15 protein-coding genes are annotated in these 22,984 nt (G+C 42.5%); all 15 read left to right on the forward strand.

Annotated features, from left to right (window positions below):
• The first annotated feature begins 150 nt into the window (after positions 1 to 150).
• The 15 genes from DWX84_RS00605 to DWX84_RS00675 all read left to right on the forward strand — a co-directional run bounded on the left by DWX84_RS00605 (position 151) and on the right by DWX84_RS00675 (position 22,892).
• Positions 151 to 795 (forward strand): HD domain-containing protein, encoded by a 645-nt coding sequence (locus DWX84_RS00605; RefSeq protein ID WP_008779959.1) that lies wholly within the window; start codon positions 151 to 153, stop codon positions 793 to 795.
• Positions 796 to 804: 9 nt separating this feature from the next.
• Entirely contained in the window at positions 805 to 1,398 is a 594-nt protein-coding gene (locus tag DWX84_RS00610; protein WP_005854082.1) for an RNA polymerase sigma factor, read from the forward strand.
• A 35-nt stretch (positions 1,399 to 1,433) separates the two neighbouring features.
• On the forward strand, positions 1,434 to 2,423 hold the full coding sequence (locus DWX84_RS00615) for a FecR family protein (protein ID WP_005867179.1): 990 nt from the start codon (positions 1,434 to 1,436) through the stop codon (positions 2,421 to 2,423).
• A 213-nt stretch (positions 2,424 to 2,636) separates the two neighbouring features.
• On the forward strand, positions 2,637 to 6,182 hold the full coding sequence (locus tag DWX84_RS00620; protein ID WP_048927506.1) for a TonB-dependent receptor: 3,546 nt from the start codon (positions 2,637 to 2,639) through the stop codon (positions 6,180 to 6,182).
• Positions 6,183 to 6,207: 25 nt separating this feature from the next.
• Positions 6,208 to 7,950 carry a RagB/SusD family nutrient uptake outer membrane protein gene (locus DWX84_RS00625; protein ID WP_005867182.1) on the forward strand — a complete coding sequence of 581 codons (1,743 nt, stop codon included), beginning with the start codon at positions 6,208 to 6,210 and terminating at the stop codon, positions 7,948 to 7,950.
• A gap of 55 nt (positions 7,951 to 8,005) precedes the next feature.
• Positions 8,006 to 9,871, forward strand: coding sequence for an endonuclease/exonuclease/phosphatase family protein (locus tag DWX84_RS00630; RefSeq protein WP_005867184.1), 1,866 nt, complete (start codon positions 8,006 to 8,008; stop codon positions 9,869 to 9,871).
• A gap of 134 nt (positions 9,872 to 10,005) precedes the next feature.
• Positions 10,006 to 10,554, forward strand: a complete 549-nt coding sequence (locus tag DWX84_RS00635; protein ID WP_005867186.1) for an RNA polymerase sigma-70 factor — start codon at positions 10,006 to 10,008, stop codon at positions 10,552 to 10,554.
• An 80-nt stretch (positions 10,555 to 10,634) separates the two neighbouring features.
• Positions 10,635 to 11,636, forward strand: a complete 1,002-nt coding sequence (locus tag DWX84_RS00640; protein ID WP_005867187.1) for a FecR family protein — start codon at positions 10,635 to 10,637, stop codon at positions 11,634 to 11,636.
• A gap of 166 nt (positions 11,637 to 11,802) precedes the next feature.
• Positions 11,803 to 15,153 (forward strand): TonB-dependent receptor, encoded by a 3,351-nt coding sequence (locus DWX84_RS00645; protein WP_048927507.1) that lies wholly within the window; start codon positions 11,803 to 11,805, stop codon positions 15,151 to 15,153.
• Positions 15,154 to 15,157: 4 nt separating this feature from the next.
• Positions 15,158 to 16,717 (forward strand): RagB/SusD family nutrient uptake outer membrane protein, encoded by a 1,560-nt coding sequence (locus DWX84_RS00650; RefSeq protein WP_121961007.1) that lies wholly within the window; start codon positions 15,158 to 15,160, stop codon positions 16,715 to 16,717.
• 23 nt (positions 16,718 to 16,740) lie between these two features.
• A complete protein-coding gene (locus tag DWX84_RS00655; RefSeq protein WP_121961008.1) occupies positions 16,741 to 18,147 on the forward strand; it encodes a sulfatase in 1,407 nt (468 codons plus the stop codon).
• 12 nt (positions 18,148 to 18,159) lie between these two features.
• The gene (locus DWX84_RS00660) at positions 18,160 to 19,539 is read left to right on the forward strand and encodes a sulfatase (protein ID WP_121961009.1); all 1,380 of its coding nucleotides are present in this window, start codon (positions 18,160 to 18,162) and stop codon (positions 19,537 to 19,539) included.
• 26 nt (positions 19,540 to 19,565) lie between these two features.
• The gene (locus DWX84_RS00665; protein ID WP_121961010.1) at positions 19,566 to 20,924 is read left to right on the forward strand and encodes a sulfatase; all 1,359 of its coding nucleotides are present in this window, start codon (positions 19,566 to 19,568) and stop codon (positions 20,922 to 20,924) included.
• Between the two features lie 107 nt (positions 20,925 to 21,031).
• Positions 21,032 to 21,613, forward strand: a complete 582-nt coding sequence (locus DWX84_RS00670; protein ID WP_229103455.1) for an RNA polymerase sigma factor — start codon at positions 21,032 to 21,034, stop codon at positions 21,611 to 21,613.
• Between the two features lie 199 nt (positions 21,614 to 21,812).
• Positions 21,813 to 22,892 (forward strand): FecR family protein, encoded by a 1,080-nt coding sequence (locus DWX84_RS00675; RefSeq protein ID WP_172618162.1) that lies wholly within the window; start codon positions 21,813 to 21,815, stop codon positions 22,890 to 22,892.
• Positions 22,893 to 22,984 lie beyond the last annotated feature (92 nt).

Raw genomic sequence — 22,984 nt, forward strand, 5'->3', positions numbered from 1 at the left:
GTGGGAGTCCGTGGCAAATAATTTGATATATAGTGATTTAATTCGATTATTTATATATCTTCGCATTGTAGAAACCGTCGTTTCGGAAACAGCGGTTTCGGAACTGTGTATTATTGCCATGCGTAAAGATTAATCTTTAGTATCGAAAGAATGGAAAAACAATCATTTATCGCTCTAGTAAAGCGTTATTATCCTTGGATCTGCAGTATGGAGAAGGCTGCTTTTCGTATACATGATGATGTGAATCAGAAATATGATCATGTGTTGCCTTATGGATTTCATCTGAAAATGACGGTATCGTATGTCTCTCGCTACGGATATCTGGTAGCTGAGACCGAGGCGGATATACTGATATTGTATGCCTCTGCTTTTCTGCATGATACGATAGAAGATGCACGGATGACCTATAATGATGTCGTGAAATTCCTGAAAGAGTTCAAGGGGGGAGGCTTTGTCTTGCCGGAAGGCGTGAGACAGCACTTGGAAGACCAAGTTCCGGAAATCGTATACGCCTTAACGAATGAAAAAGGACGAAACCGGGGAGAACGGGCGAATGACCTGTATTATCAAGGAATACGGCAGACTAAATTCGCTTCTTTTATAAAAATATGTGATCGGCTGGCGAATATCCAATATACGATGATGTTTGTTTTTGCGAACCGGATGTTGGATGTTTATCGTAGAGAGTATCCGGAATTTATCCGATCGATCAGTGAAGGTGCGGTTACACAGGTGCCGGATGCCATGAAGGAGGAAGCGGAACGTCTGTTAAATAGCGAATCGTATATTATATAGTCTTCTCGAATGTCTTTTTTTCAGAAATCCATACGGAGCGATGAAGATCTGCTCACCTCATTGAGGCAGGGGAGCGAGGATGCGTTTACTGTTATTTATGAGCGGTATCATAAATTATTGTATGTGTTGGCCTATAAATATTTGAAAAGTACATATTCTTCGGAAGATGCCGTACAGCAAGTTTTTCTGAAATTGTGGGAGGCACGTTCCCTACTGATGGTGAACGTGAATTTAAGGAACTATCTCTATACAATGCTAAAGAATCACGTATTAAATGAGATCCGGAATAATAATAGCGCCGTAGAGAAAAATTATGAGATCGTACAATCAGCGCCGGAATATGAGGATGAACTGCTTATAAAGATAGAGGAACAAGATATGATGTCTCATTTTTACCAAGCGATCGATCACTTGCCGGAGCAGAAACGCCAAGTCTGTCTGTATAAGCTGAAAGGGAATCTTTCTAATCAAGAAATCGCCGATAAGATGAATATCTCGGTCCCCACGGTAAAAACACATTATGCGCAAGCGATAAAAATACTGCGGGCACATTTCGAGAGACTATTTTTATTTCTTTTATATTTGTGGAACTCATCCTATTGATGGCTTTGCGTGTCAATTGATAAAAGGAAATGCATATGAAAATACCCGATCTATCGATCATAGAGAAAACGCTAAATAATGAGGCTACTTCCGAGGAGTCTTGTGAGGTTGTTCGTTGGTTTAAGACCCCGGAAGGACAGGCATGGCTTGCTGAGCGTATCGATCAGGATGAGAAAACGATTCATATGGGGGAGGAAGAGGCATGGATCGACCATCCGATACCCTCAGCCGTAATGTATCAGAATATTATGCGGCAACTCCGCCGACAAAAAATACGCCGTTTTATAGCGTATGCGGCTGCGGTCTTTATACCGATTGCTTTAATTATAGGACTTTTCATACGCATAAACTCACAAGTGGATTTGTTGGCGGATGGTGGGTATGACGAGGTGTACGTACCTAATGGGGAACGCATGCAGCTGCTTTTTCAAGATGGAAGTAAGGTCCATTTGAATTCGGGAAGCCGTATTCGTTATCCGAAAAAATTCGGTCTCTCCGAACGTAAGGTTTATTTGGAAGGAGAGGCTTGGTTCGAGGTCGCCAAGAACAAGAATCGGCCTTTTATCGTGGATCTTTCTTATATGGATATAAAAGTGTTGGGTACTACCTTTGATGTGAAAGCCTATCCGGAGGAAGAAGCTATATTCGTCGCTTTAGAGACAGGATCTATCGAGTTGAAATCAAGATCCTTCAAATCTTATCAATTACGCCCGGGAGAAAAAGCGGTTTATAACAAGGCTTCCGGACGTTGTGAGGTACTCCGTTCCCACGATGTCAAGATGTATTCGGCATGGAGACGTAATGTGCTCGTATTTAAGAGCGCCCCTTTATCGGACGTAATGAAAACATTGGCTCGAACTTATGATATATCCTTTGACGTGAAGGATTCTGCCGCTTTGCGATATACGTATACGATAACGACCGATAGCGTCAATTTGACCACGGTATTAAAAGAATTGGAAAAAATCACGCCTGTACTATTCGAGGAAAAAGGGGGTAAGATAGAAGTCCGGATGAAAAAATAAAAAAATTAGCTATAACGACTCATCCTTTTTGATTTGTCGTGTGTCTATTTGATAGGAGAGCAGGAAACAGAGTGTTAACCTTAAAATAGATATGCGTATGGATTCCTCATAAATAGATAACATAAGAACAGCCGAAAAGCTCCTACCCTTTTCGGCTGCCGGTCGTATTAAAAATAAATTTCTAATACCAACTATTAAAATCAATACAAATATATGAAAGAAAAGCAAGAAAGCCCTCGGCGTAGGTGCCTTTTAATATTAATTGAGAAAATACCGAATGCCATGAAGTTAACCTTTCTATTTTTAGTCATATCCTTGCTGAGTTTCACGGCTACCGCCTCGGCTCAGCGGGTTTCTATAACATTAGAGAATGCGAAAGTGGAGAAAGTTTTGGCGGCTATTACAGATCAAACGGGTTTTAATGTCGCTTATAGTAAACAAGTTGTGGATGTAGATCGAAGGGTAAGTCTGAATTTTACTAATGCGGAACTTACCCAGGTCTTGGATAAATTGACGGAAGGAACGCTGTTGGGTTATGAGGTGAATGGCGGAAAAATTTATTTGTTTAACCGTATAGAGAATAAGCCGATTAATCAGCAGTCAAAAAAAATAACAGGTCAAGTAACAGATCAGAATGGAGAACCTATTATTGGAGCTAATGTTATAGTAAAAGGTTCTACCACTGGCACCATTACAGATTTAGATGGAAACTATAGTATAGAAGCCTCTTCTTCAGATATACTTTTAATCTCTTATATAGGTTATAATACCAAGGAGATTGCGGTGAAAAATCAATCAACAGTTGATATAAAGCTTGTGGAGGATACCCAGAACTTAGATGAAGTTGTTGTGGTTGGATATGGTGTACAAAAGAAAGTCAATTTGACAGGGGCTGTAGCTCAAGTTACAGCTAAAGAATTAGAAAATAGGCCAGTGTCGAATGCGACTCAGATATTGCAAGGAACCATGCCAAATGTAAATATTACCTTTTCTACGGGAGAACCGGGTGCGGGAGGTTCTATTAATGTTCGTGGACAGGCATCAATTAATGGAGGCGAACCATTGGTCTTGATCGATGGTGTTCCAGGCGATATCAACCGTGTGAACCCGAAAGATATTGAATCTGTGTCTGTGTTGAAAGATGCAGCCGCTTCGGCAGTATATGGTGCTCGCGGTGCGTTTGGTGTGATTTTGGTGACAACGAAGAGTGCGAAGGCTGGTAAGATGAGCGTTTCCTATGGAACTTTCTTTGCGACATCCAAGCCAACGGTTCGTACGGACTTTATGACTTCTGGATATGAGGCGGTTTCATTGTTGGATGAGGCTTTCCGTCGTGCCACGGGTAATACTTATACTCGTTATACGGATGAGGATATGGCTGAATTAGAGGCTCGCCGATATGATAAGACGGAAGACCCTTCCAGACCCTGGACGGTCGTGAAGAACGTGAACGGAAAAGATATCTATAACTATTATGGTAATTATGATTGGTGGAATACAGTGTTCAATTCTCACCAGCCCTCTCAATCTCATAGTATCAATTTATCCGGTGGTACAGAGAAGATCAATTTCTTACTCTCCGGTAATTTCTATACGAAAGATGGTATTATGAAGATTAATACGGATAAGTTTACCTCTTATAATTTCCGTAGTAAGATTAATGCGCAATTGTTCCCATTCTTGAAGGTAACGAACAATACCTCCTATTACGACAAGAATTACACCTATTATGGTCGCGAGGGTGGAGGCAATCCTAACTTTGTGTATGTAACGGTACATGCTTTACCCTGTTATGCACCAGTGAATCCAGATGGTACGGCTACTTATAATACGCTGAAAAATAATTATTCCATTGGTGATGGACTTTATGCGATGTTGTTGGATGGAGGAACAAAAGGAGAGAAAGGTATCCATGAGTTTACGACAACTACCAGTTTGGAATTTGATATTGCGAAACATATCAAATTGAATGCGGATTATACTTATTCGTTTTATATAGCGGACGATTGGTATCGATCTACGGTAGCGACTTACTCTATTGAGCCTGGTGTTGTGCAGGAAGTTCCTAATTATAATACGGATCAATTGAAGAAGACAATGTGGTTTGACCCGATGCATGTGGCGAATGTTTATGCTAATTACAATCAGGTGTTTGGGAAACATACGGTTGGTTTGACTGCGGGTGTAAACTATGAGAATAAGAAACATTCTCGTCTTTTCGCTTCCCGAAAGAATTTAATATCAGAATCGTTGAGTGATTTGGAATTGGCGACTGGAGATATGTTGGTTGGTGGAGGTGCGTACGATTATGCTTTGTTTGGTGCCTTTTTCCGTGCCAACTATGATTTTAATGATCGGTACTTGATAGAGGTGAATGGCCGCTATGACGGAACGTCTCGTTTTAAATCGGGTATGCGTTACGGCTTTTTCCCATCTGTATCCGCTGGATGGAGATTAAGCGAGGAATCTTTCTTTGAAAAGGCAAAAGATGTGGTAAATAACTTGAAGATCAGGGCTTCTTTTGGATCATTGGGTAATCAGGCAGTAAATTCAAGCAAGCCGAATTATTATCCTTATATCGAAACAATGAATACAAGCTTATCCAGTTGGTTGATAGATGGACAGAAGACGCAAAACGTAAGTTCGCCGAACCCGATTATCGACAACTTGACTTGGGAAAAGGCGACGACTGTAAACGTTGGTGTAGATCTTAGTTTCTTGAATAGTCGGTTGAACGTATCAGGTGATGCGTATGTACGTAATACGACAGATATGTTAGTACCAGGAAAGACGTTGCCAGCAGTATATGGAGCGGCTTCTCCACAACAGAATGCAGGAGATCTTCGAACCAAGGGATATGAGTTGGTGGTCAGTTGGAAAGATCAATTCGACTTGAAAGGAAAACCGTTCAATTATGGCGTATCGTTTGTACTAGGTGATGCGGTGTCTGAAATTACTCGTTATGACAATCCTAACAAGTTGTTGGCAAATCATTATGAAGGCAAGCGTTTTGGTGAGATTTGGGGATACCGGATCGATGGTTTCTTTAAGACAGACGAAGAAGCCGCAAACTGGAAGATTGATCAAAAGTTGGTAAATACACAGATTCAAAAGGCTCCGGGTGAATGGGGACATTTGCGTGCGGGTGACTTGAAGTTCCGTGATTTGAATGGTGATGGTGTGATTTCTCCGGGAAAGAAGACCGCTGATGATCCGGGTGATATGGAAATCATAGGAAACTCAGAGCCTCGCTATAATTATGGACTTAATTTGAATGCTAGTTGGAATGGTTTTGATGTCTCGGCTTTCTTCCAAGGCATCGGCCGTAGGGATTGGTATCCAAGCGCAAATGCGGATAAGTTCTGGGGACCCTATTCGCGTCCTTATTTCTCGTTTACTCCGAAGAATTTTAATGACTTGGTTTGGACTCCGGAGAATCCGGACGCATATTTCCCATTGTTGAGAGGATATACGGCATTGAATAGTGGTGGATGTTTGAGAGATCCGAATGACAAATATATTCAAAATATTGGTTATTTGCGTTTGAAGAACTTGGTTATTGGCTATACGCTTCCTGATCGTTGGATGAAAAAAGTCTTTGTGCAACATTGCCGTTTATATGTAAGTGGAGAGAATTTGCTTACGTGGACTCCGTTTGTTACAGATTATATTGATCCGGAGCAACCGGTGGCAGATAGTAACGGACGAAGCTATCCGATGTCAAAGACATTCTCTGTAGGTTTAGATATTACATTTTAACTAATAAATTAAAGACTTATTCGAAATGAAGAGATTACTTTATATAATAACGATAGGGCTTAGCTTGACGGCTTGTGATATGGATAAGTATCCGTTAGATGCTGTTTCTCCAGATACCTTTTTTGATACGGAAAACGATTTGCGGCTTTATTCTAATTCTTTTTATGACGCATTGCCCAGTGCTAGTGATATTTATGGTGAGGCAGTAGATAATATTATCAAGATGGATTTGGCAGATGAAATCCGCGGGACTCGGATCGTACCGACTAATGATGGAGGGTGGACATGGGAGGAATTAAGGAATATAAATTTCTATTTGGATAACTCCTCCAAATGTGTAGATGAGGCCGCTAGACTTCGTTATGATGCTTTGGCCCGTTTTTTCAGAGCCTACTTCTATTTTGACAAGGTGAAACGTTTTGGCGATGTACCTTGGTATGAACATGCCCTAAATGATAAAGATGAGGAGAGCTTGATGATGTCGCGTACATCTCGTACGGAGGTACTGGATCATATTTTGGCCGATATTGATAATGCGATTGCCTTTTTGCCTGAGGAGAAAAAGGTTAATGAGGTTACGCATTGGACGGCTTTGGCGTTGAAGGCACGTATCTGTTTGTATGAGGGTACTTTCCGGAAATATCACGATGAGTTTAATTTGCCAGATTACGAGCGTTTTCTGAATGAGGCGGTGAGTGCTGCGGACGAGTTGATGACAAAGAGCGGGTATAAGATTTATAGTATGGGAAAACCGGAAAGCGATTATCTGAACTTTTTTGCTTCGCACGAGGCTATTAAGGATGAGGTGATCCTTGCTCGTGGATATAGCGATGAGTTCCAAGTGTATCATAATCTCAATTATTATACAATGACTGCCTCTTTCGGTCGTCCGGGTTTGGAGAAACGACTCGTAAACAGTTATTTGATGCGTGACGGAAAACGTTTTACGGATCAACCGGGCTATGATACGATGTTTTTTACGGAAGAGATGAAAGGTAGAGATCCTCGTTTAAGCCAGACGGTACGTACGCCGGGATATACCCGAATTGGGGAGAACGAAACTTTGGTGCAGGAGTTTGGATCAACCGTGACTGGATATCAGATGATTAAATTCGTGACGGAACGTAAGTGGGATACGAATAATAAGGATATAAATGATATGCCTTTGTTTCGTTTTGCGGAAGCTTTATTGATTTATGCGGAAGCAAAGGCTGAGCTAGGTACATTGACACAAGCCGATTTGGATAAGTCGGTTAAGCTGCTTAGAGATCGGGTAGATATGCCTTCTATCAATATGGCGGAGGCTAACGCAAACCCGGATCCTTATTTGGAAAAACAATATCCGCATGTAAACGGTGGCAACAAGGGGGTGATCTTGGAGATCCGTCGGGAGCGTAGGATTGAGCTGGTGATGGAGAGCTTCCGTTGGGATGATATGATGCGCTGGAAAGAGGGTGCTACTTTTACGGAGCAGTTTAAGGGTATGTATTTCCCGAATATCGGTCCTTTTGATTTGGATGGAGATGGCAATATTGATGTCTGTATCTATGAAAATGAGAAACCTGATTTAGGAGGAAAAGGAATCCAGTATCTGAAACTGAATAGTGATGTTACGTTGGAACATGGAAATCATGGATGTATTGTGGTGAATCCTCATATCAAGAAGACTTGGGATGAGAAAAAGGATTATCTATATCCGATACCTATCCAGGAACGTTTGCTGAATACGAATTTGACACAGAATCCGGGTTGGAATGATGGTATATGATTGGAGGAATGGAAAGCGGGTTGTATTTTTACAACTCGTTAAAAAAGGATATAATATGAAAAGGTCAGTAGTGTTTGCAGCCTGTTTATGGGTGAGTTGTTTGTTTACGTTAAGCGCGCAGAAAACGACCATTGAGTCAAAGGAGGAGAATTCTCTTCGTGTGATGTCTTATAATGTGCGGAATTGCCGGGGTATGGATGAAGTGGTGGATTATCAGCGTGTGGCGGATATCATGAACCGGGTAGATCCGGATGTGATAGCTGTGCAGGAGTTGGATAGTGCGTCGGTTCGGAGTAATGGTGTTTTCGCACTGAAAGAGTTGGCGGATCGTACTCGTATGTATTATACTTATGGGCCTTCGATCGATTACCAAGGAGGAAAGTATGGTATTGGCATCTTGTCGAAGGAGAAACCTTTGAGCTATTGGATGTTGCCCCTTCCCGGCAGGGAAGAGCGGCGTTTGTTGTTGGTGGCAGAGTTTAAGGAGTATGTGATGTGTTGTTCGCATTTTTCATTGACGAAGGAGGATCAGGTGCTATCGGTTCCGATTATTCTTGATGCGTTGAAAGATATACGTAAACCTTTGTTCTTGGCGGGAGATATGAACTCTATCCAAGGTTCTCCTACTCAAAATGCCTTGCAAGAGAAGTTTATGCCATTGAACAATTACAAGGATAACACGATTCCGGGCCAGAGTCCGAACCGGTGTATCGATTTTATTTATGGATTTGATAATGGAAATCAATATTCTGTCTTACGTCGTCAGGTGCTTTATGACGAACCGATCGCCTCGGATCATTTGCCTCTTTTCGTAGATGTGCGATTGAAAGCGGGTGTGGCTGATATTTTCCGGACAAAACCTTATTTGCAGAATCCGCTGTCGAATGGGATTACGGTCTCTTGGTTTACGAATGTGCCTGTACATAGCTGGGTGGAGTATGGTACGGATCGTAATTTGGGAGAACGTGCGGAGACGATCGTTGACGGACAGGTTATTTGCAACAACAAGCATCATAAGGTTCGCTTGACAGGTCTTAAACCGGGAGAAACTTATTATTATCGGGTATGTTCCCGTGAAATAACACTATATGAGGCTTATAAGAAAGAATTTGGCGAAACCGCTTATTCGGATATTTATTCATTTACGATACCTACTTCGGTGGAGACGGATTTTACGGCTTTGATATTTAATGACTTGCATAAGAAAAACGAAGTGTTAGACCTGTTGGCAGATCAAATAGAAGGGATTGATTACGATTTTGTAATGTTTAATGGGGATTGTATAGATGATCCTAGAAACGAATCGGAAGTAGTTCATTTTCTTTCTTATTTGAATAAGAAGGTCAAGGCGGAAAATGTTCCTGTTTTTTATTTGCGGGGAAATCATGAAATACGAAATGCTTACTCGATTCAGTTAAGAGAGCTTTTTGATTACGTTGGTGATAAAACATATGGAGCTTTCAACTGGGGGGATACTCGTTTCGTTATCTTGGACTGTGGTGAGGATAAACCCGATTCAACTTGGGTATATTATGACTTGAATGATTTTGCGGGTTTACGTATGGAGCAAGTTGGTTTTTTAAAGGCTGAGCTATCAGGAAAAGCCTATAAAAAAGCGGCGAAGAAGGTCTTGATACATCATATCCCTCTTTATGGTATGTCTGAGAAAAGCTATCTTCCTTGTTTGGACTTGTGGGGGGGCTTGCTGGCTAAAGCTCCGTTCGATGTAAGTATAAATGCGCATACACATCGTTTCGCTTATTGGCCAAAAGGTTCCGTAGGAAATAATTTCCCAGTTGTGATAGGAGGGGGGAATCGACCGGAGAATGCGACCGTCATGATCTTGTCGAAAAAAGGGAAAGTTATGACACTGAAAGCCTTGAATACAAAAGGGGAGACTTTGCAGATAATTAATCTGTAATTGTCTTGTACAAGATTGGTAGAAACACGTACGTTACTCATAGGGTATTATGTACGTGTTTTTTCTTCTCAATCTCAAACAAATCATTACTTTTGTAGCGAACATTTAGGTTGATAAACAAGGTGGATGGAGTAATGGATGACTTGATAGACGATTTGTTTATTTTGAGATTGATAAGGGCAGGTGACCGGCTGGCCTTTAAGCATTTGTTTGAGTTATATTTCGCTCCCTTATGCCGTTTCGTTCATTTATATATAAAGAAGCCGGAAGCGGCGGAAGATATCGTATTGGATATATTCACTGGTTTCTGGGAAAAACGGGAGACATTGCAAATTCAAGTAACCATAAAAGCCTATCTTTTTCAGTCCGCACGAAATAGGGCCTTAAACTATCTGAGAGACAACGAGCATTTTGTCCCGACAAATGATTTCTCATCCCTAGAACGCTTTGAGAACGATGATACCTTAGAAACACGAGAATTACAACGTTTGATTCAAGAGGCTATTTTATCTCTTCCCCCAAAGTGCCAAGACATTTTCAACAAGAGCCGCATGGAGAACTTATCCAATAAGGATATAGCCGATCAAATGAATATCGGCGTAAAAGCTGTTGAGGGACATATCTCGCGAGCCTTGAAACATATCCGGGCTTACTTGGGAGATGCCTATCATTATTTGTGGTGATATTCTCTTTTCAACAAAAATACTAAAAAGCATGTAGGGTTATCCTCTTTTGAAGTGTCATACTATAAAAATGATGCTTTATGAATAAAGATATACCATGGCGATTCATTATCTCTCATTTGAAAGGCGATGTGGATGAAAAGGAGGAGAAGCTGTTCTGCGAATGGCTTCAAGAGGAAAGGAATACGCTCCTGTTCCGGGAACTTGAATCATTGTGGCGAGAGATTAGGGAGGAGACTTCGACCTATACGCCAGATACTGATTATTATTGGAGGCAAATGGAAAGCCGGATGTTGCGGAAGGATGAAAAGCCGAAATCTGTGCCATTGTGGAAGTTTTGGATGGCGGTATCTGTAGCTACAGTGTTATTGGTGCTTTCGCTCACTTTTTCTTTTTTATATAACAAGACGGAATATTGGACGGACTCTTCCTGCAAATTGTCTTATTCCTCTTTAAGTGGTAAATCCAAGATTATATTGCCGGATAGTAGCGTGGTTTGGCTAAACTCGGGTTCCTCTTTGCGATATGCGGTGAACTTCTTTGAGAATCGTGAGGTGGATTTAAGCGGGGAAGCCTTATTTGATGTGACAAAAGATAGTCGACATCCTTTTGTCGTATCAACTTCCGGGGTGAAAGTGAGGGTACATGGAACCCGCTTTAACGTAAACTCTTACTCAAAGGAGGAAAATATCTTGGTTACACTTTTCCAAGGTTCTGTATCCTTAGAGGCCGGAGGGCAAGAGGCTTATCTGCATCCGGGCGAGCGAGCCTCCGTGAGCAAGAAATACAGAACTTTGGATATAACCTCAGCCGATATGTTCTATGACTCATTCTGGGCAAGCGAGAGTGTGAGGTTTGAGGCGAAATCATTACGATACATCACCCGCTATCTGGAGAAATGGTATAACGTGAAGATTGAGGTAGATCCTTCCATTCCGGATTCGCAAGCCTATACCTTTACAATCAAGGATGAATCGCTGGAAGTGATCTTGCGGATCATGTCCCGTATCAATCCGATTTCCTATATGTTCGATGGGAATGATCACGTAAAAATAACACATGTCGAACCTTCTAAAAAATAATGCCTATGAGATAAACCGGATAATATGCAAGAAAAAGGCTTAAGCAGAAACTTAAGCCTTCCGGGAGAAATCCCTGATTCAAATTAAAATCTATTTACAGCTTATCTCAAATTTGGCCGTTTGTGTAAAGCCGTAAAGATGTTAACTTTAAATATCATGCAAATATATGAAGAATAAAAGACAATTTATGAAAGGAAGAAACCGTTTATGTGCGATATTCTTTCTTCTATTCTTTTCTTTACGTTTGTTAGCCGGTGAGGTTGCAGGCAAGAAAATATCCGTTTCATTCTCGAATATACCGTTGAAGGAGGCGATCTTAAAAATAGAGGTTGCCAGTGGTTACACGTTCTTCTATGACGGTAATAAAATCGACTTGGGTCAGAAAGTAAGTTTGAGCGTATCCGACCAACCGATTGAGTCAGCCTTGCATTCTATGCTGAAGACCACGAAACTTACGTTTGAGATCACCAATAAGCAGATCGCCTTATTCAGTAAGCAGAATGCTGGTTCCCCGATGGGGAAAGCGCCTCATAAAATTACAGGTACGGTGGTGGATGCCTTAGGTAGTCCGATAATCGGGGCAAATGTGATGGTGAAGGGTACGAATAATGGTACAATTACCGATTTGGGTGGAAACTTCTTGATTGAGGCCTCGGAAAATGATGTCTTGCAGGTATCTTATATCGGTTATATGCCGCAGGATATCCCGGTTCAAGGAAATAAGGAAATAATAATCACTGTTCGTGAGGATACACAGGCTTTGGATGAGGTTGTGGTTGTTGGTTATGGAACTCAGAAGAAAGTAAATTTGACAGGTTCTGTTTCTTCAGTCAAATTTGATGAGGAATTGGCGAATCGTCCGATCACTGATGCTTCTCAAGCACTTTCCGGAAAGGTTTCCGGCGTGTGGATCAGCCAGAATTCGGGTAAGCCGGGAGATGATGGAGCGCAATTGAGAATTCGTGGCTGGGGTACATTGAATAATTCGGACCCGTTGGTGATTATTGACGGAGTAGAAGGGGTATTCAGCCAAGTAAATCCGAGTGACATCGAAAGTATCACAGTCTTGAAGGATGCGGCTAGTGCGGCTATTTACGGATCAAAGGCCGCTAACGGTGTCGTTTTGGTTACGACGAAGATGGGAAAGAACAATGAGAAAACCCAAGTAGAGTTGAACTCTTACGTCGGAATGCAGCAGATCGGACGTCATTTTGATTTAGTGACGAATAGCGCCGAGCATATGACTATGGCGAATCAAGCTTTGGTGAATGGGGGAGAGAACCCTCTTTTCTCGGAAACATTGATCTCTAATTTCGCTAATGGAACAGATCCTTATAAATACCCGAATACGGATTGGTATGACTCTCTTTATCGGAATGCTTTAATAACAGGGCATAATTTATCCATTCGCGGTGGATCGGAGAAACTATCTTCCTTCTTGTCTTTGAACTATTTGAGTCAGGAAGGTATTTTGATGAACTCTAAGGCGGAGCGGTTCGGTATCCGGGCAAATGTGGAGTATAAAGTGAATTCATGGTTGAGAGTTGGCGCTCGTTTGAATTATACTCGTAGGAATTCCCAAGAGCCTTTTGATTTGTTCCGTGTATTCGAACAGCAACAAGGCGCGGCTCCTTTCATCGCTCCATATACCCGGGATGGCCGTTTCGGTTCAGTAGAGGCGATTAAGGATGATGGCACTTTATTGTATACGACTTATCAGCCGGTTATAGACGCTTCGAACGGGGCGACTAAAACATCCAAGGATTATATGGCTGTAAATGCTTTCGCTACCGTGGATTTTACGAAAGACTTGAACTTACAAGTAACATGGGCCTCTAATGGCAATTGGAAAATGGTTGATAAATATAATGAGACCCTTTATGGATATACGGATTCTGGCATAGAGACGATACCGAAAAATTACAATCGTGATGGTATTGTGTTGAGTAGAGAGCAAGTATCGACCATGCGTAATAATTTCCAAGCGACATTAAACTATAGCAAGCGATTTGCGGATAAGCATTATGTTGCCGCTATCCTTGGTACCCAATTGGAGAATTACAGTATAAAGAACGTATTTGCCCGAAGAACCAACCCACCCAAAGAAGGATTAACCCAAGTGGACGCGGGAACGGAAGGTATCAAGGGAGAGGGAAATTTTGAAGGTCTACGCATGGCATCTTATTTTGGTCGATTGAATTATGCCTTTGCGGATAAATATTTATTTGAGATGAATCTCCGTGCCGATGCCTCCTCTCGTTTTAAACGGGGAAATCGTTGGGGTGTTTTTCCGGGCTTCTCTGCAGGATGGCGTTTGAGTGAAGAGGCGTTTATTAAGAACCTGAATCTGTTTTCTAATTTGAAACTACGTGCGTCGTGGGGACAATTAGGTAATCAAACCATTGAAGGATATTGGCCTTATTTAACAGTGATCTCCCAAAATTATGACTTGAGTTATAATTATGGAGGTTCATTGGCTCCGGGTGCTGCCGTAACCGCTTTGGTGGATGAGGATATTACTTGGGAAACTACTTCTTCCTTGGATATTGGCGTGGATTTGGGCTTCTTAGGTAATAAGTTGAATATTGAAGCTGATTACTTCAATAAAAAGACAACCGATATTATCGTTCAATTGCCAATACCAAATGTATTAGGGGATAAGACCGCGCCGTTTGAGAATGTGGGCGAAATGAAAAATAATGGTTTTGAGTTAGTCGTGAATTATGATAATCTTGAGACGAGCAGAGATCGCCTTGGATTTAACGTAGGACTAAACTTTACGTATATCGATAATAAAGTAACGAAATTTCAAGGAGGAAACTCTCCGGACCAGCTTTATTTGATTCGTGAGGGATATCCGTATAAGGCTTTGTATGGCTATAAAGCGGTTGGCATCTATCAATCGGACGAAGAAGCCGCTCAACATATGCATAGCAATGGGCTTAAGCCGGAAATGGGAAATCTGAAATACGAGGATGTTAATAACGATGGAAAATTAGACTATCAAGATAAACAAGTACTTGGTAATACGATTCCTAAAATTACGTATGGACTTACTGCCGGCTTACGCTATAAAGGGTTTGACTTAAATATCTTATTCCAAGGTTTGGGACAGGCGAATGCGTTTACGAAGAGCGGCATGACCCGTATGCAATACGAATGGCTGACTATTTCTGATAAATGGCGGGATGCGTGGAGCCCAGAGAATCCGGACTCAAATATACCGATGCTTCGGTTTGACTCTTCATGGGACACGTATGACTCCTCATTTTGGGTGCATCGTATCGATTTCTTGAAATTGAAGAACTTACAATTAGGTTATGCGTTCCCTGAATGGATTACCTCAAAGCTAAAAATGCAACGGTTGTATGTATATGCGAATGCCCAGAACCTGTTTACGATTATGTGGAAAAAAGGGTATGAAGGATATGATCCGGAAAGAAATACGTTTGATTCGGGTACCAATTATTACCCGACTCCGAGAATATTTACATTTGGTATAAATCTTAATTTCTAAAAGTATGAAACAGTTATTAGCATATTGCTTATCAATTATACTATGTGTCTCTTTCACGGGATGTATGGAGAATTATTTGGATTTGTATCCTGAGGATAAGATTACTTCGGCGAGTTTCCCGGAAAATGAATCGGATATCAAACTCCTTTTAAATGGTGTCTATGCTCAATTGAGGGAAAAAGAGGTTTATAATCAAGGCTTGTTTGGCTTTGGCATAACGGATGGAGCTACCCCTAACGCATTTAACTGGGGAACGGATGAGGTTTTTAATAAGCTGGGTGCCGGGCGATTGAGCTCTAGTGACGGAGGAGTCGTAACGTATCGTTGGAAAAGATGTTACGAGATAATCTCCCGGGCAAACTATTTGTTGGCCTGTATGGATTTAGTGGATTTATCGGAAGAAGCGAAAGCCAAATATTCAGGTGAGACTCATTTTCTACGGGGACTGGCTTATTCCGTGCTAGCGGAAACCTATGGTGGGGTACCTATTATATTGACGGATATATCCACGGAAGAAGCTCGTAGCTTGAAGCGGGCGAGTTTGGAGGAGACTTGGCAACAGGCGTTGGATGATTATGAGGTTGCGATCACCAATTTGGGAGTGGATGCTCCCGAGCCGGGGCGTGCTACCAAGGGGGCGGCTTTAGGTATGAAAATGCGAGCCTACTTATACCAAGGTAAATACAAGGAGGTTCTGTCTTGTGTCGAGCAAATTGATGCGTTGAAGAAATATGGTCTATTCCATAGTTATGAGGGTTTGTTTGATCCGGCTAATGAGAACAATAAGGAAGTATTGTTTGATATCCAATATATTGAAGGCGAGAATTCGCAAGGTTCCTATATTGACCAGTATTGCGGAACGGGTACCGGAAGTTGGACCCGTGGAAGCCGTTATGTCCCTACGGATGATTTGGTAGCGGCTTATGAGACGATCGACGGCTCTCCTGTAGATCCCGAGAATCCTTATGAGAACCGGGATCCTCGTTTAGGTTTCACGGCTGTACTTCCGGGTTCTTATTTCTTGGGCTATCGTTTCCCTAATTACCTGTATCCGGGAGGTGCGTTTAATCATGCCGGTAATCGGTTGAAACATTTAAGTACCCGTAAATATCGGATTCAGGATGAGTCAAAGCTTCCTCCTTCCGGGCAGTCTTATATCAATGATATCATACTGAGATATGCGGATGTCTTATTGTCAAAAGCGGAGGCGATTATTGAGACGAATGGAAATGTAGCGGATGCGATCGCTATCCTCAACCGGATCCGTACGGAAAGGGATGATGTTAAGATCTCTTTGCTGCCGACATCTATGAGCCGTGAAGAGGCTCGTGAGAAAGTAAGGCATGAGAGACGAATTGAGTTGGCGTTGGAAGGTCGTTATTGGTCAGACGTGAAACGTTGGAAAATCGGGAAGACGCTTTATCCTATGATTATAAAAGATCATGAAGGAAGCGTGATCGAGACGAAGTTCCCGAATGGATATCTGGAATATTACGATTTACTGCCTATTCCTGATAGCGAGCGCTCTTTGAATCCGAATTTGGATCAGAACCCGGGTTGGTAATGTTCAACTAAAAGAAGGATGAAATGAAATTTATATCTAAATTGATACCGGTATTAGCCCTTTCCGGAGTGGCCGTGGCTACTCAAGCGGCGGAAGGGCCAAATGTGATCATCGTATTTATCGATGATTTCGGATATGGGGATTTAGGTTGTTACGGGAGTACGAAGCATCGTACTCCCCATATCGACCAGATGGCTAAAGAGGGAATACGACTGACCGATTTCTATGTGGGTTCGAGCGTGAGTACACCTTCCAGATCGGCTTTATTGACAGGGTGTTATCCAAGGCGAGTCTCCATGCATGTAAATGCGGACCCTACACCTTTGATGTCCAAAGGGAGGCAAGTGCTATTTCCAGCTTCGCATAAAGGCTTGAATCCCGGTGAGATAACGATCGCCGAGTTGATGAAGGAGCAGGGGTATGCGACGGCTTGTATCGGGAAATGGCATCTAGGGGATCAATTGCCATTTCTTCCTACCCGGCAGGGTTTCGACTATTATTATGGTATTCCTTATAGTAACGATATGGATCGTCCGTATTGTCCGTTACCTTTGATGGAACAGGAGGAGGTAATAGTGGCTCCTGTCGGTCATGATTCCTTGACGATTCGTTATACCAATAAGACTGTGGAGTTTATAAAGTCTCATAAGGAATCTCCGTTCTTTATTTATTTGTGCCATAATATGACTCATAATCCGTTAGCGGCTTCTCCCGCTTTCAAGGGAAAGTCTCAGAACGGACTCTATGGAGATGCGACCGAGGAATTGGATTGGTCGATGGGAGTCTTGCTTGAGACTTTAAAGGAGGAAGGATTGGATCAAAATACCTTGGTTATCTTTACTTCCGATAATGGTGCGGATGAACACTTCGGCGGTACGAACCGTCCGTTGAGAGGCCAAAAGGGTACGACGTATGAAGGTGGATTCAGGGTGCCTTGTATAATGAGATGGCCCGCTAAAATACCGGCGGGACAGGAGACTGATAATCTGGTGACTTCGATGGATTTCTTACCGACATTGGCGCATTATTGCGGTTATGCGGTTCCTTCCGACCGGGTGATAGATGGACATAATGTGTCTGGAATCTTGGAGGGAGAATCGATGGCATCGCCCACGGAGACTTTCTATTATTACCAGAAACAACAATTACAGGCGGTACGTTGGGGAAACTGGAAGTATCATTTACCTTTGAAGGAACGTATCAAAGGCCCTCACTTCCCGGATACGGAAGTCGGTGAAGCTCGTTTATATAATTTGGGGAATGATTTGTCGGAAACAACCAATGTCATCGATAAACATCCCGAAGTAGTAACGAAGATGAATCAATGGATCGAACAGGTTCGTAGTGATATGGGAGATTGGGGATATGAAGGCCGGAACCAGCGTCCTGCCGGTATCATAGATGAACCTTTTCCCCGTTTACTTAAATAAAAAGATACGTATATGAAAACACTGAAATCATTGTCTGTTTTAACAGCGGCGGTATTATCGAACAGCTTGAGTTTGAACGCTGCCTCGGATGCGGCCAATAAGCCTAATTTTGTAATCATATTCTGTGACGATATGGGATATGGGGATTTGAGTTGCTATGGGAATCCCACGATCCGCACACCGAATATAGACCGTATGGCTTGTGAAGGAATGAAGCTGACCCAGTTTTATGTGGGGGCCGGAGTTTCTACGCCAAGTCGGGCCGCGTTAATGACCGGACGTTTGCCGGTTCGAAATGGATTGTATGGAGATCGTGTGGCCGTACTTTTCCCTAACTCAAAGGCAGGGTTAGGGCAAGACGAGGTTACGATCGCCAAAGTTTTACAACAAAACGGGTATGCGACCGGCTGTGTAGGCAAATGGCATTTAGGAGCGTTTTCTCCCTATTTACCGACGGATCATGGTTTTGATACCTATTTCGGCATACCTTATTCCAATGATATGAGCCCCGTTCAGAATAAAGGCGCGCATGCCCGGAATTTTCCACCGACTCCATTGATATTGGATGGTAAGGAAATCGAATCGGAACCGGATCAGGGAGAATTAACCCGTCGCTATACGGAGAAAGCGGTATCGTTCATCAAGGATCATTCAAAGGAACCTTTCTTCCTTTATTTCGCTCATACCTTCCCGCATATCCCATTGTACACGAATGCCCGTTTCGAGGGAACGAGCAAACGAGGCCTGTACGGAGATGTGGTTGAGGAAATAGACTGGAGCGTTGGGGAGGTGTTGAAGACTCTGCGTGAAAATGGCTTGGACGAGAATACGTTTGTTATTTTTACCAGCGATAACGGCCCTTGGCTGACGGAGCATGAGAATGGTGGTTCCGCAGGTCCGTTGAAGGATGGCAAGGGTACTTGGTGGGAAGGTGGCTTCCGGGTTCCGGCCATTTGTTGGATGCCGGGAAAAATCAATCCGGCGATCAACGATGAGATTATGACCTCGATGGATTTATATCCGACTTTCCTCTCGATGGCGGGTATCGAGCAACCGAAAGATCTTGTATTGGATGGCGTGAATCAAACCGGATTATTGTTTGAGGAAAAGCATTCCGCCCGTGATGAAGTTTATTATTGGTGGGGAAGCGAGTTGATGGCGATCCGTAAAGGGGAGTGGAAGTATTATTTTAAGACGATCAAGGACCAATATCTGCGTACCTGTAAGATCGAGACTCCGGCAGAACCCTTGTTGTATAACGTGGAGACAGATATCTCAGAGCGATTCAATCAGGCGGATAAGCATCCGGAGATCGTGAAATTACTGATCGAGGCCGGTGAGAAACATAAGAAAGGAATGAAGATCAAGCCTTCCGTATGTGATATGATGTAATGGGACATTTAAAAACACTAGATTAGATGAATAAATATATACTAACAGCGGCTTGCGGATTGGCTTTTTCCGCAGCTTCCGCACAAACAAAGGCTTTGCCGGATAGCCCGAATATCCTGCTGATTTTGGTGGATGATTTGGGATATGGCGATTTGTCCTGTCAAGGAGCCGCCAAGGACATTCAAACTCCACATATCGATAAATTATTAAAAGAAGGAGTTCGTTTCACGAATTTCCATGCGAACTGTCCGGTCTCCTCTCCTAGTAGAGCCTCGTTATTAACCGGGCGTTATCCGGATATGGTAGGTGTACCGGGAGTCATTCGTACGCATAAAGAGGATAGTTGGGGGTATCTGTCGGAGGATGCCGTATTATTACCCCAGATGTTGAAGAAAAGAGGCTATCATAATGCGATGGTTGGAAAATGGAATCTAGGATTGGAGTCTCCGAATACCCCTACGGAAAGGGGGTTCGATTTCTATCGGGGATTTTTAGGGGATATGATGGATGATTATTATACCCATCGTCGTTTCGGGAATAATTATATGCGTGAGAACTTGAAAGAGATCGATCCACAAGGGCATGCTACAGAGATTTTCTCTGATTGGGCGATCCGTTACCTGTCGGATATGAAGCAAAAACAAGAACCTTTCTTCTTGTATTTAGCTTATAATGCCCCACATACCCCGATACAACCTCCTCAGGAATGGCTGGAAAAGGTGAAAAAGCGTGAACCGTCACTTCCGGAGAAGCGTGCTAAGATTGTCGCCTTGATTGAGCATTTGGATTACAACGTCGGACGTGTGTATGAGGCCTTGGAACAGAATGGCCAGTTAGAGAATACGATCATTATATTTACCTCTGATAATGGAGGACAGGACGATGCGGGTGCGAATAACGGCCCGTTCAGAGGCGCGAAGCAGGATATGTACGAGGGAGGGATCCGGGTAGCCGGAGGTATTTATTGGAAGAACCGGATCCGTCCGGCGGTACGTGATAATTTCGTCATGCTTTCGGATATGTTCCCGACCTTATGCGATCTGACAGCCGTGCCTGTATCGCATGAGATCGACGGTATCAGTATTTTGCCTCTTTTGCGGGGTGAGGAACAAGATACCGGAGATCGAATGGTGCATTGGGTACGAAGGGAAGGTAATTCCCGATATGGAGGTCAGGCATATTACGCATCTCAATACCGGGATTTCAAGATTTTACAAAATACTCCTTGGGAGCCTATCCAATTCTTTAATATAAAGGAAGATCCGAAGGAACAAAGTCCGATCGGGGAACGATCTTCGGATACGTATAAAAACTTGTTCAATGGCTTGATGGAGCATATCCGTCAGACGGGTATGATACCGTGGCAAGGCAAACGGTATAAGTGATTTTCCCATGTGATTTTTTAGAAGCACGTACATCGTTATTCATGGTGGTGTACGTGCTTTTTTGTATTTTTTTATTGCTCTTAACTGAAATTGAATGTTTTTTGTGTATGTTTGCGGGAAATCTTCGGGAGTTTATTTATATGGGAATATCCGATGAGAAGCTATGGGAATCGTGTCTGAAGGGAGATAAGGAAGCCTTCCGTGAGCTTTATTGCCGATTTTACGCATTGCTGCGCAATTATGGAATCAAGTTACTTCCCGACAAGAACTTGGTGGAAGATTGCGTACAGGATATTTTTATCAATTTGATTCAAAACCATACCTCCCTCTCTCCGACGGCGAATGTCAGAGGATATCTGCTTAAGGCTTTAAGACATAAGCTGTATGATACGATCGAGAAAAACAGGAAAATGGAGGATGTCTCCTTATATGAGGACGTGTTTCAAGTGGATGAGTTATTCTCCCGTATCGCATTGGATACGACAGATGCGGACGACCGGGTTAAACTTTTGATGAAAGCCTTGACAAAACTTTCTCCCCATCAGCGAGAGATCATTTATCTTTATTATGTAAATGAATTGGGACATAATGAGATAGCTGGTATTTTAGGCATAAATTACCAATCCAGTAAAAATTTATTGTCTAGAACACTCCGTAAGTTAAGGCGGTGGTTCTCGTTGGAGCTTTAATGTATTCTTGGACTCTCTTTATGTCGCAGTATATCAAAGATATATTGTGCCAAGAATTTTCACCTTGATGGCACAGCCGTGCCCTAGGGATGGCAAAAGAGGTTGTAAGAATGAAAAAAATGGCGGATTCGCTATTTTTCCCGGTAAAAAGTGAGTACCAAAACGAATTCCATCCGTAATAAGAGTAAACAGGTATCTCGTGAATAAGAAACAGGACATGGTTGAGAAGGATTCATTTCGGCAAGCTGGAGAAGATTTGTTGCGTAAAGTTCGTGAAGAGGAGCGAGCGGATTTGCGACTGGCACTTTCTTCTTGGCAGAAGTTGGAGGAACGTTTGAATGCTCCCCGTAAGACCTCTGTTTTACGTATACGCTATCTTGTTTCTTCCGTAGCGGCCACCGTCATGTTGCTTCTTGCCGTGGGATGTTATTTTTGGATGATGGGACATGATAAATCTTCATTGCCTTTGGCCTTGTTGGAGGAAAAGAATGTTGGCGCCTTGCCGGGGGATGAGATTGTCTTGGTGAAGGATCAAGGTTGGGTTCAACTGAAAGATGAAGCTACGGTAATTTATGATACGGTAGGCAAATCAAATGTAGAGGAACACCAAATAGAAAAGAATGAGCAAGAAACTAAAATTGATGAGCCGGATCAAATAATAGTACCGAAAGGACGGCGTGCGAATATCGTATTTTCAGATGGTACTAAAATGTATATCAATGCAGAGACCCGGGTGATTTTTCCTACGGTTTTTGCTAAAGATAAGCGGGAGATATTAGTGGATGGAGAGGTCTATTTGGAAGTTGCTGCGGACCCTTCTCGCCCTTTTATTGTTAAAACGAGTACGATCGAGGTAAAAGTGCTTGGCACTCGATTCAATGTGTGTGCTTATCGGGATGAACCTGCGGCTTCCGTTGTATTAGTGGAAGGACAGGTCGAGGTGAAAAATGGCGATAATGGTAAGAATGTGCTGAGCCCTGATGATATGCTTGAGTTAAAGGGTAAAGAGATATCGATCAAAAAGGTAGATGTCTTTGAACATATTTGTTGGAAAGATAACTTGATGCTGTTAAATGATCGTAAGGTTGGAGAGGTCTTAAATCGGTTGTCTCGTTATTATGGCCGGACTATTTTATTTGGCAAAGAGATAGGTGAAATACCTATTTCAGGAAAATTGGACCTGAGAGAGAACTTGGAGGAAGTTGTTGAGATTATTTGTCAATCTCTTTTTCTACGCCAAGAGAGAGATGGGGAGAATAATGTAATTTTATTAAAATAATTTGCCTATGGGAAAGGAATGATCTGTAAGCGTGTTTGCATTTACAAGAGAGCCAGAAGATACTGCCATATCTTCCGGCTCAAGAGCTTTGT

The sequence above is a fragment of the Parabacteroides sp. AF21-43 genome (assembly GCF_003635435.1).
GTDB lineage: Bacteria > Bacteroidota > Bacteroidia > Bacteroidales > Tannerellaceae > Parabacteroides > Parabacteroides distasonis.

Coding starts and splice junctions, on each gene's coding strand:
- DWX84_RS00605 (WP_008779959.1), top strand. CDS start 151: ATGGAAAAACAATCATTTATCGCTCTAGTAAAGCGTTATTATCCTTGG.
- DWX84_RS00615 (WP_005867179.1), top strand. CDS start 1,434: ATGAAAATACCCGATCTATCGATCATAGAGAAAACGCTAAATAATGAG.
- DWX84_RS00655 (WP_121961008.1), top strand. CDS start 16,741: ATGAAATTTATATCTAAATTGATACCGGTATTAGCCCTTTCCGGAGTG.
- DWX84_RS00630 (WP_005867184.1), top strand. CDS start 8,006: ATGAAAAGGTCAGTAGTGTTTGCAGCCTGTTTATGGGTGAGTTGTTTG.
- DWX84_RS00645 (WP_048927507.1), top strand. CDS start 11,803: ATGAAGAATAAAAGACAATTTATGAAAGGAAGAAACCGTTTATGTGCG.
- DWX84_RS00650 (WP_121961007.1), top strand. CDS start 15,158: ATGAAACAGTTATTAGCATATTGCTTATCAATTATACTATGTGTCTCT.
- DWX84_RS00640 (WP_005867187.1), top strand. CDS start 10,635: ATGAATAAAGATATACCATGGCGATTCATTATCTCTCATTTGAAAGGC.
- DWX84_RS00665 (WP_121961010.1), top strand. CDS start 19,566: ATGAATAAATATATACTAACAGCGGCTTGCGGATTGGCTTTTTCCGCA.
- DWX84_RS00620 (WP_048927506.1), top strand. CDS start 2,637: ATGAAAGAAAAGCAAGAAAGCCCTCGGCGTAGGTGCCTTTTAATATTA.
- DWX84_RS00625 (WP_005867182.1), top strand. CDS start 6,208: ATGAAGAGATTACTTTATATAATAACGATAGGGCTTAGCTTGACGGCT.
- DWX84_RS00670 (WP_229103455.1), top strand. CDS start 21,032: ATGTTTGCGGGAAATCTTCGGGAGTTTATTTATATGGGAATATCCGAT.
- DWX84_RS00610 (WP_005854082.1), top strand. CDS start 805: ATGTCTTTTTTTCAGAAATCCATACGGAGCGATGAAGATCTGCTCACC.
- DWX84_RS00660 (WP_121961009.1), top strand. CDS start 18,160: ATGAAAACACTGAAATCATTGTCTGTTTTAACAGCGGCGGTATTATCG.
- DWX84_RS00635 (WP_005867186.1), top strand. CDS start 10,006: ATGGATGACTTGATAGACGATTTGTTTATTTTGAGATTGATAAGGGCA.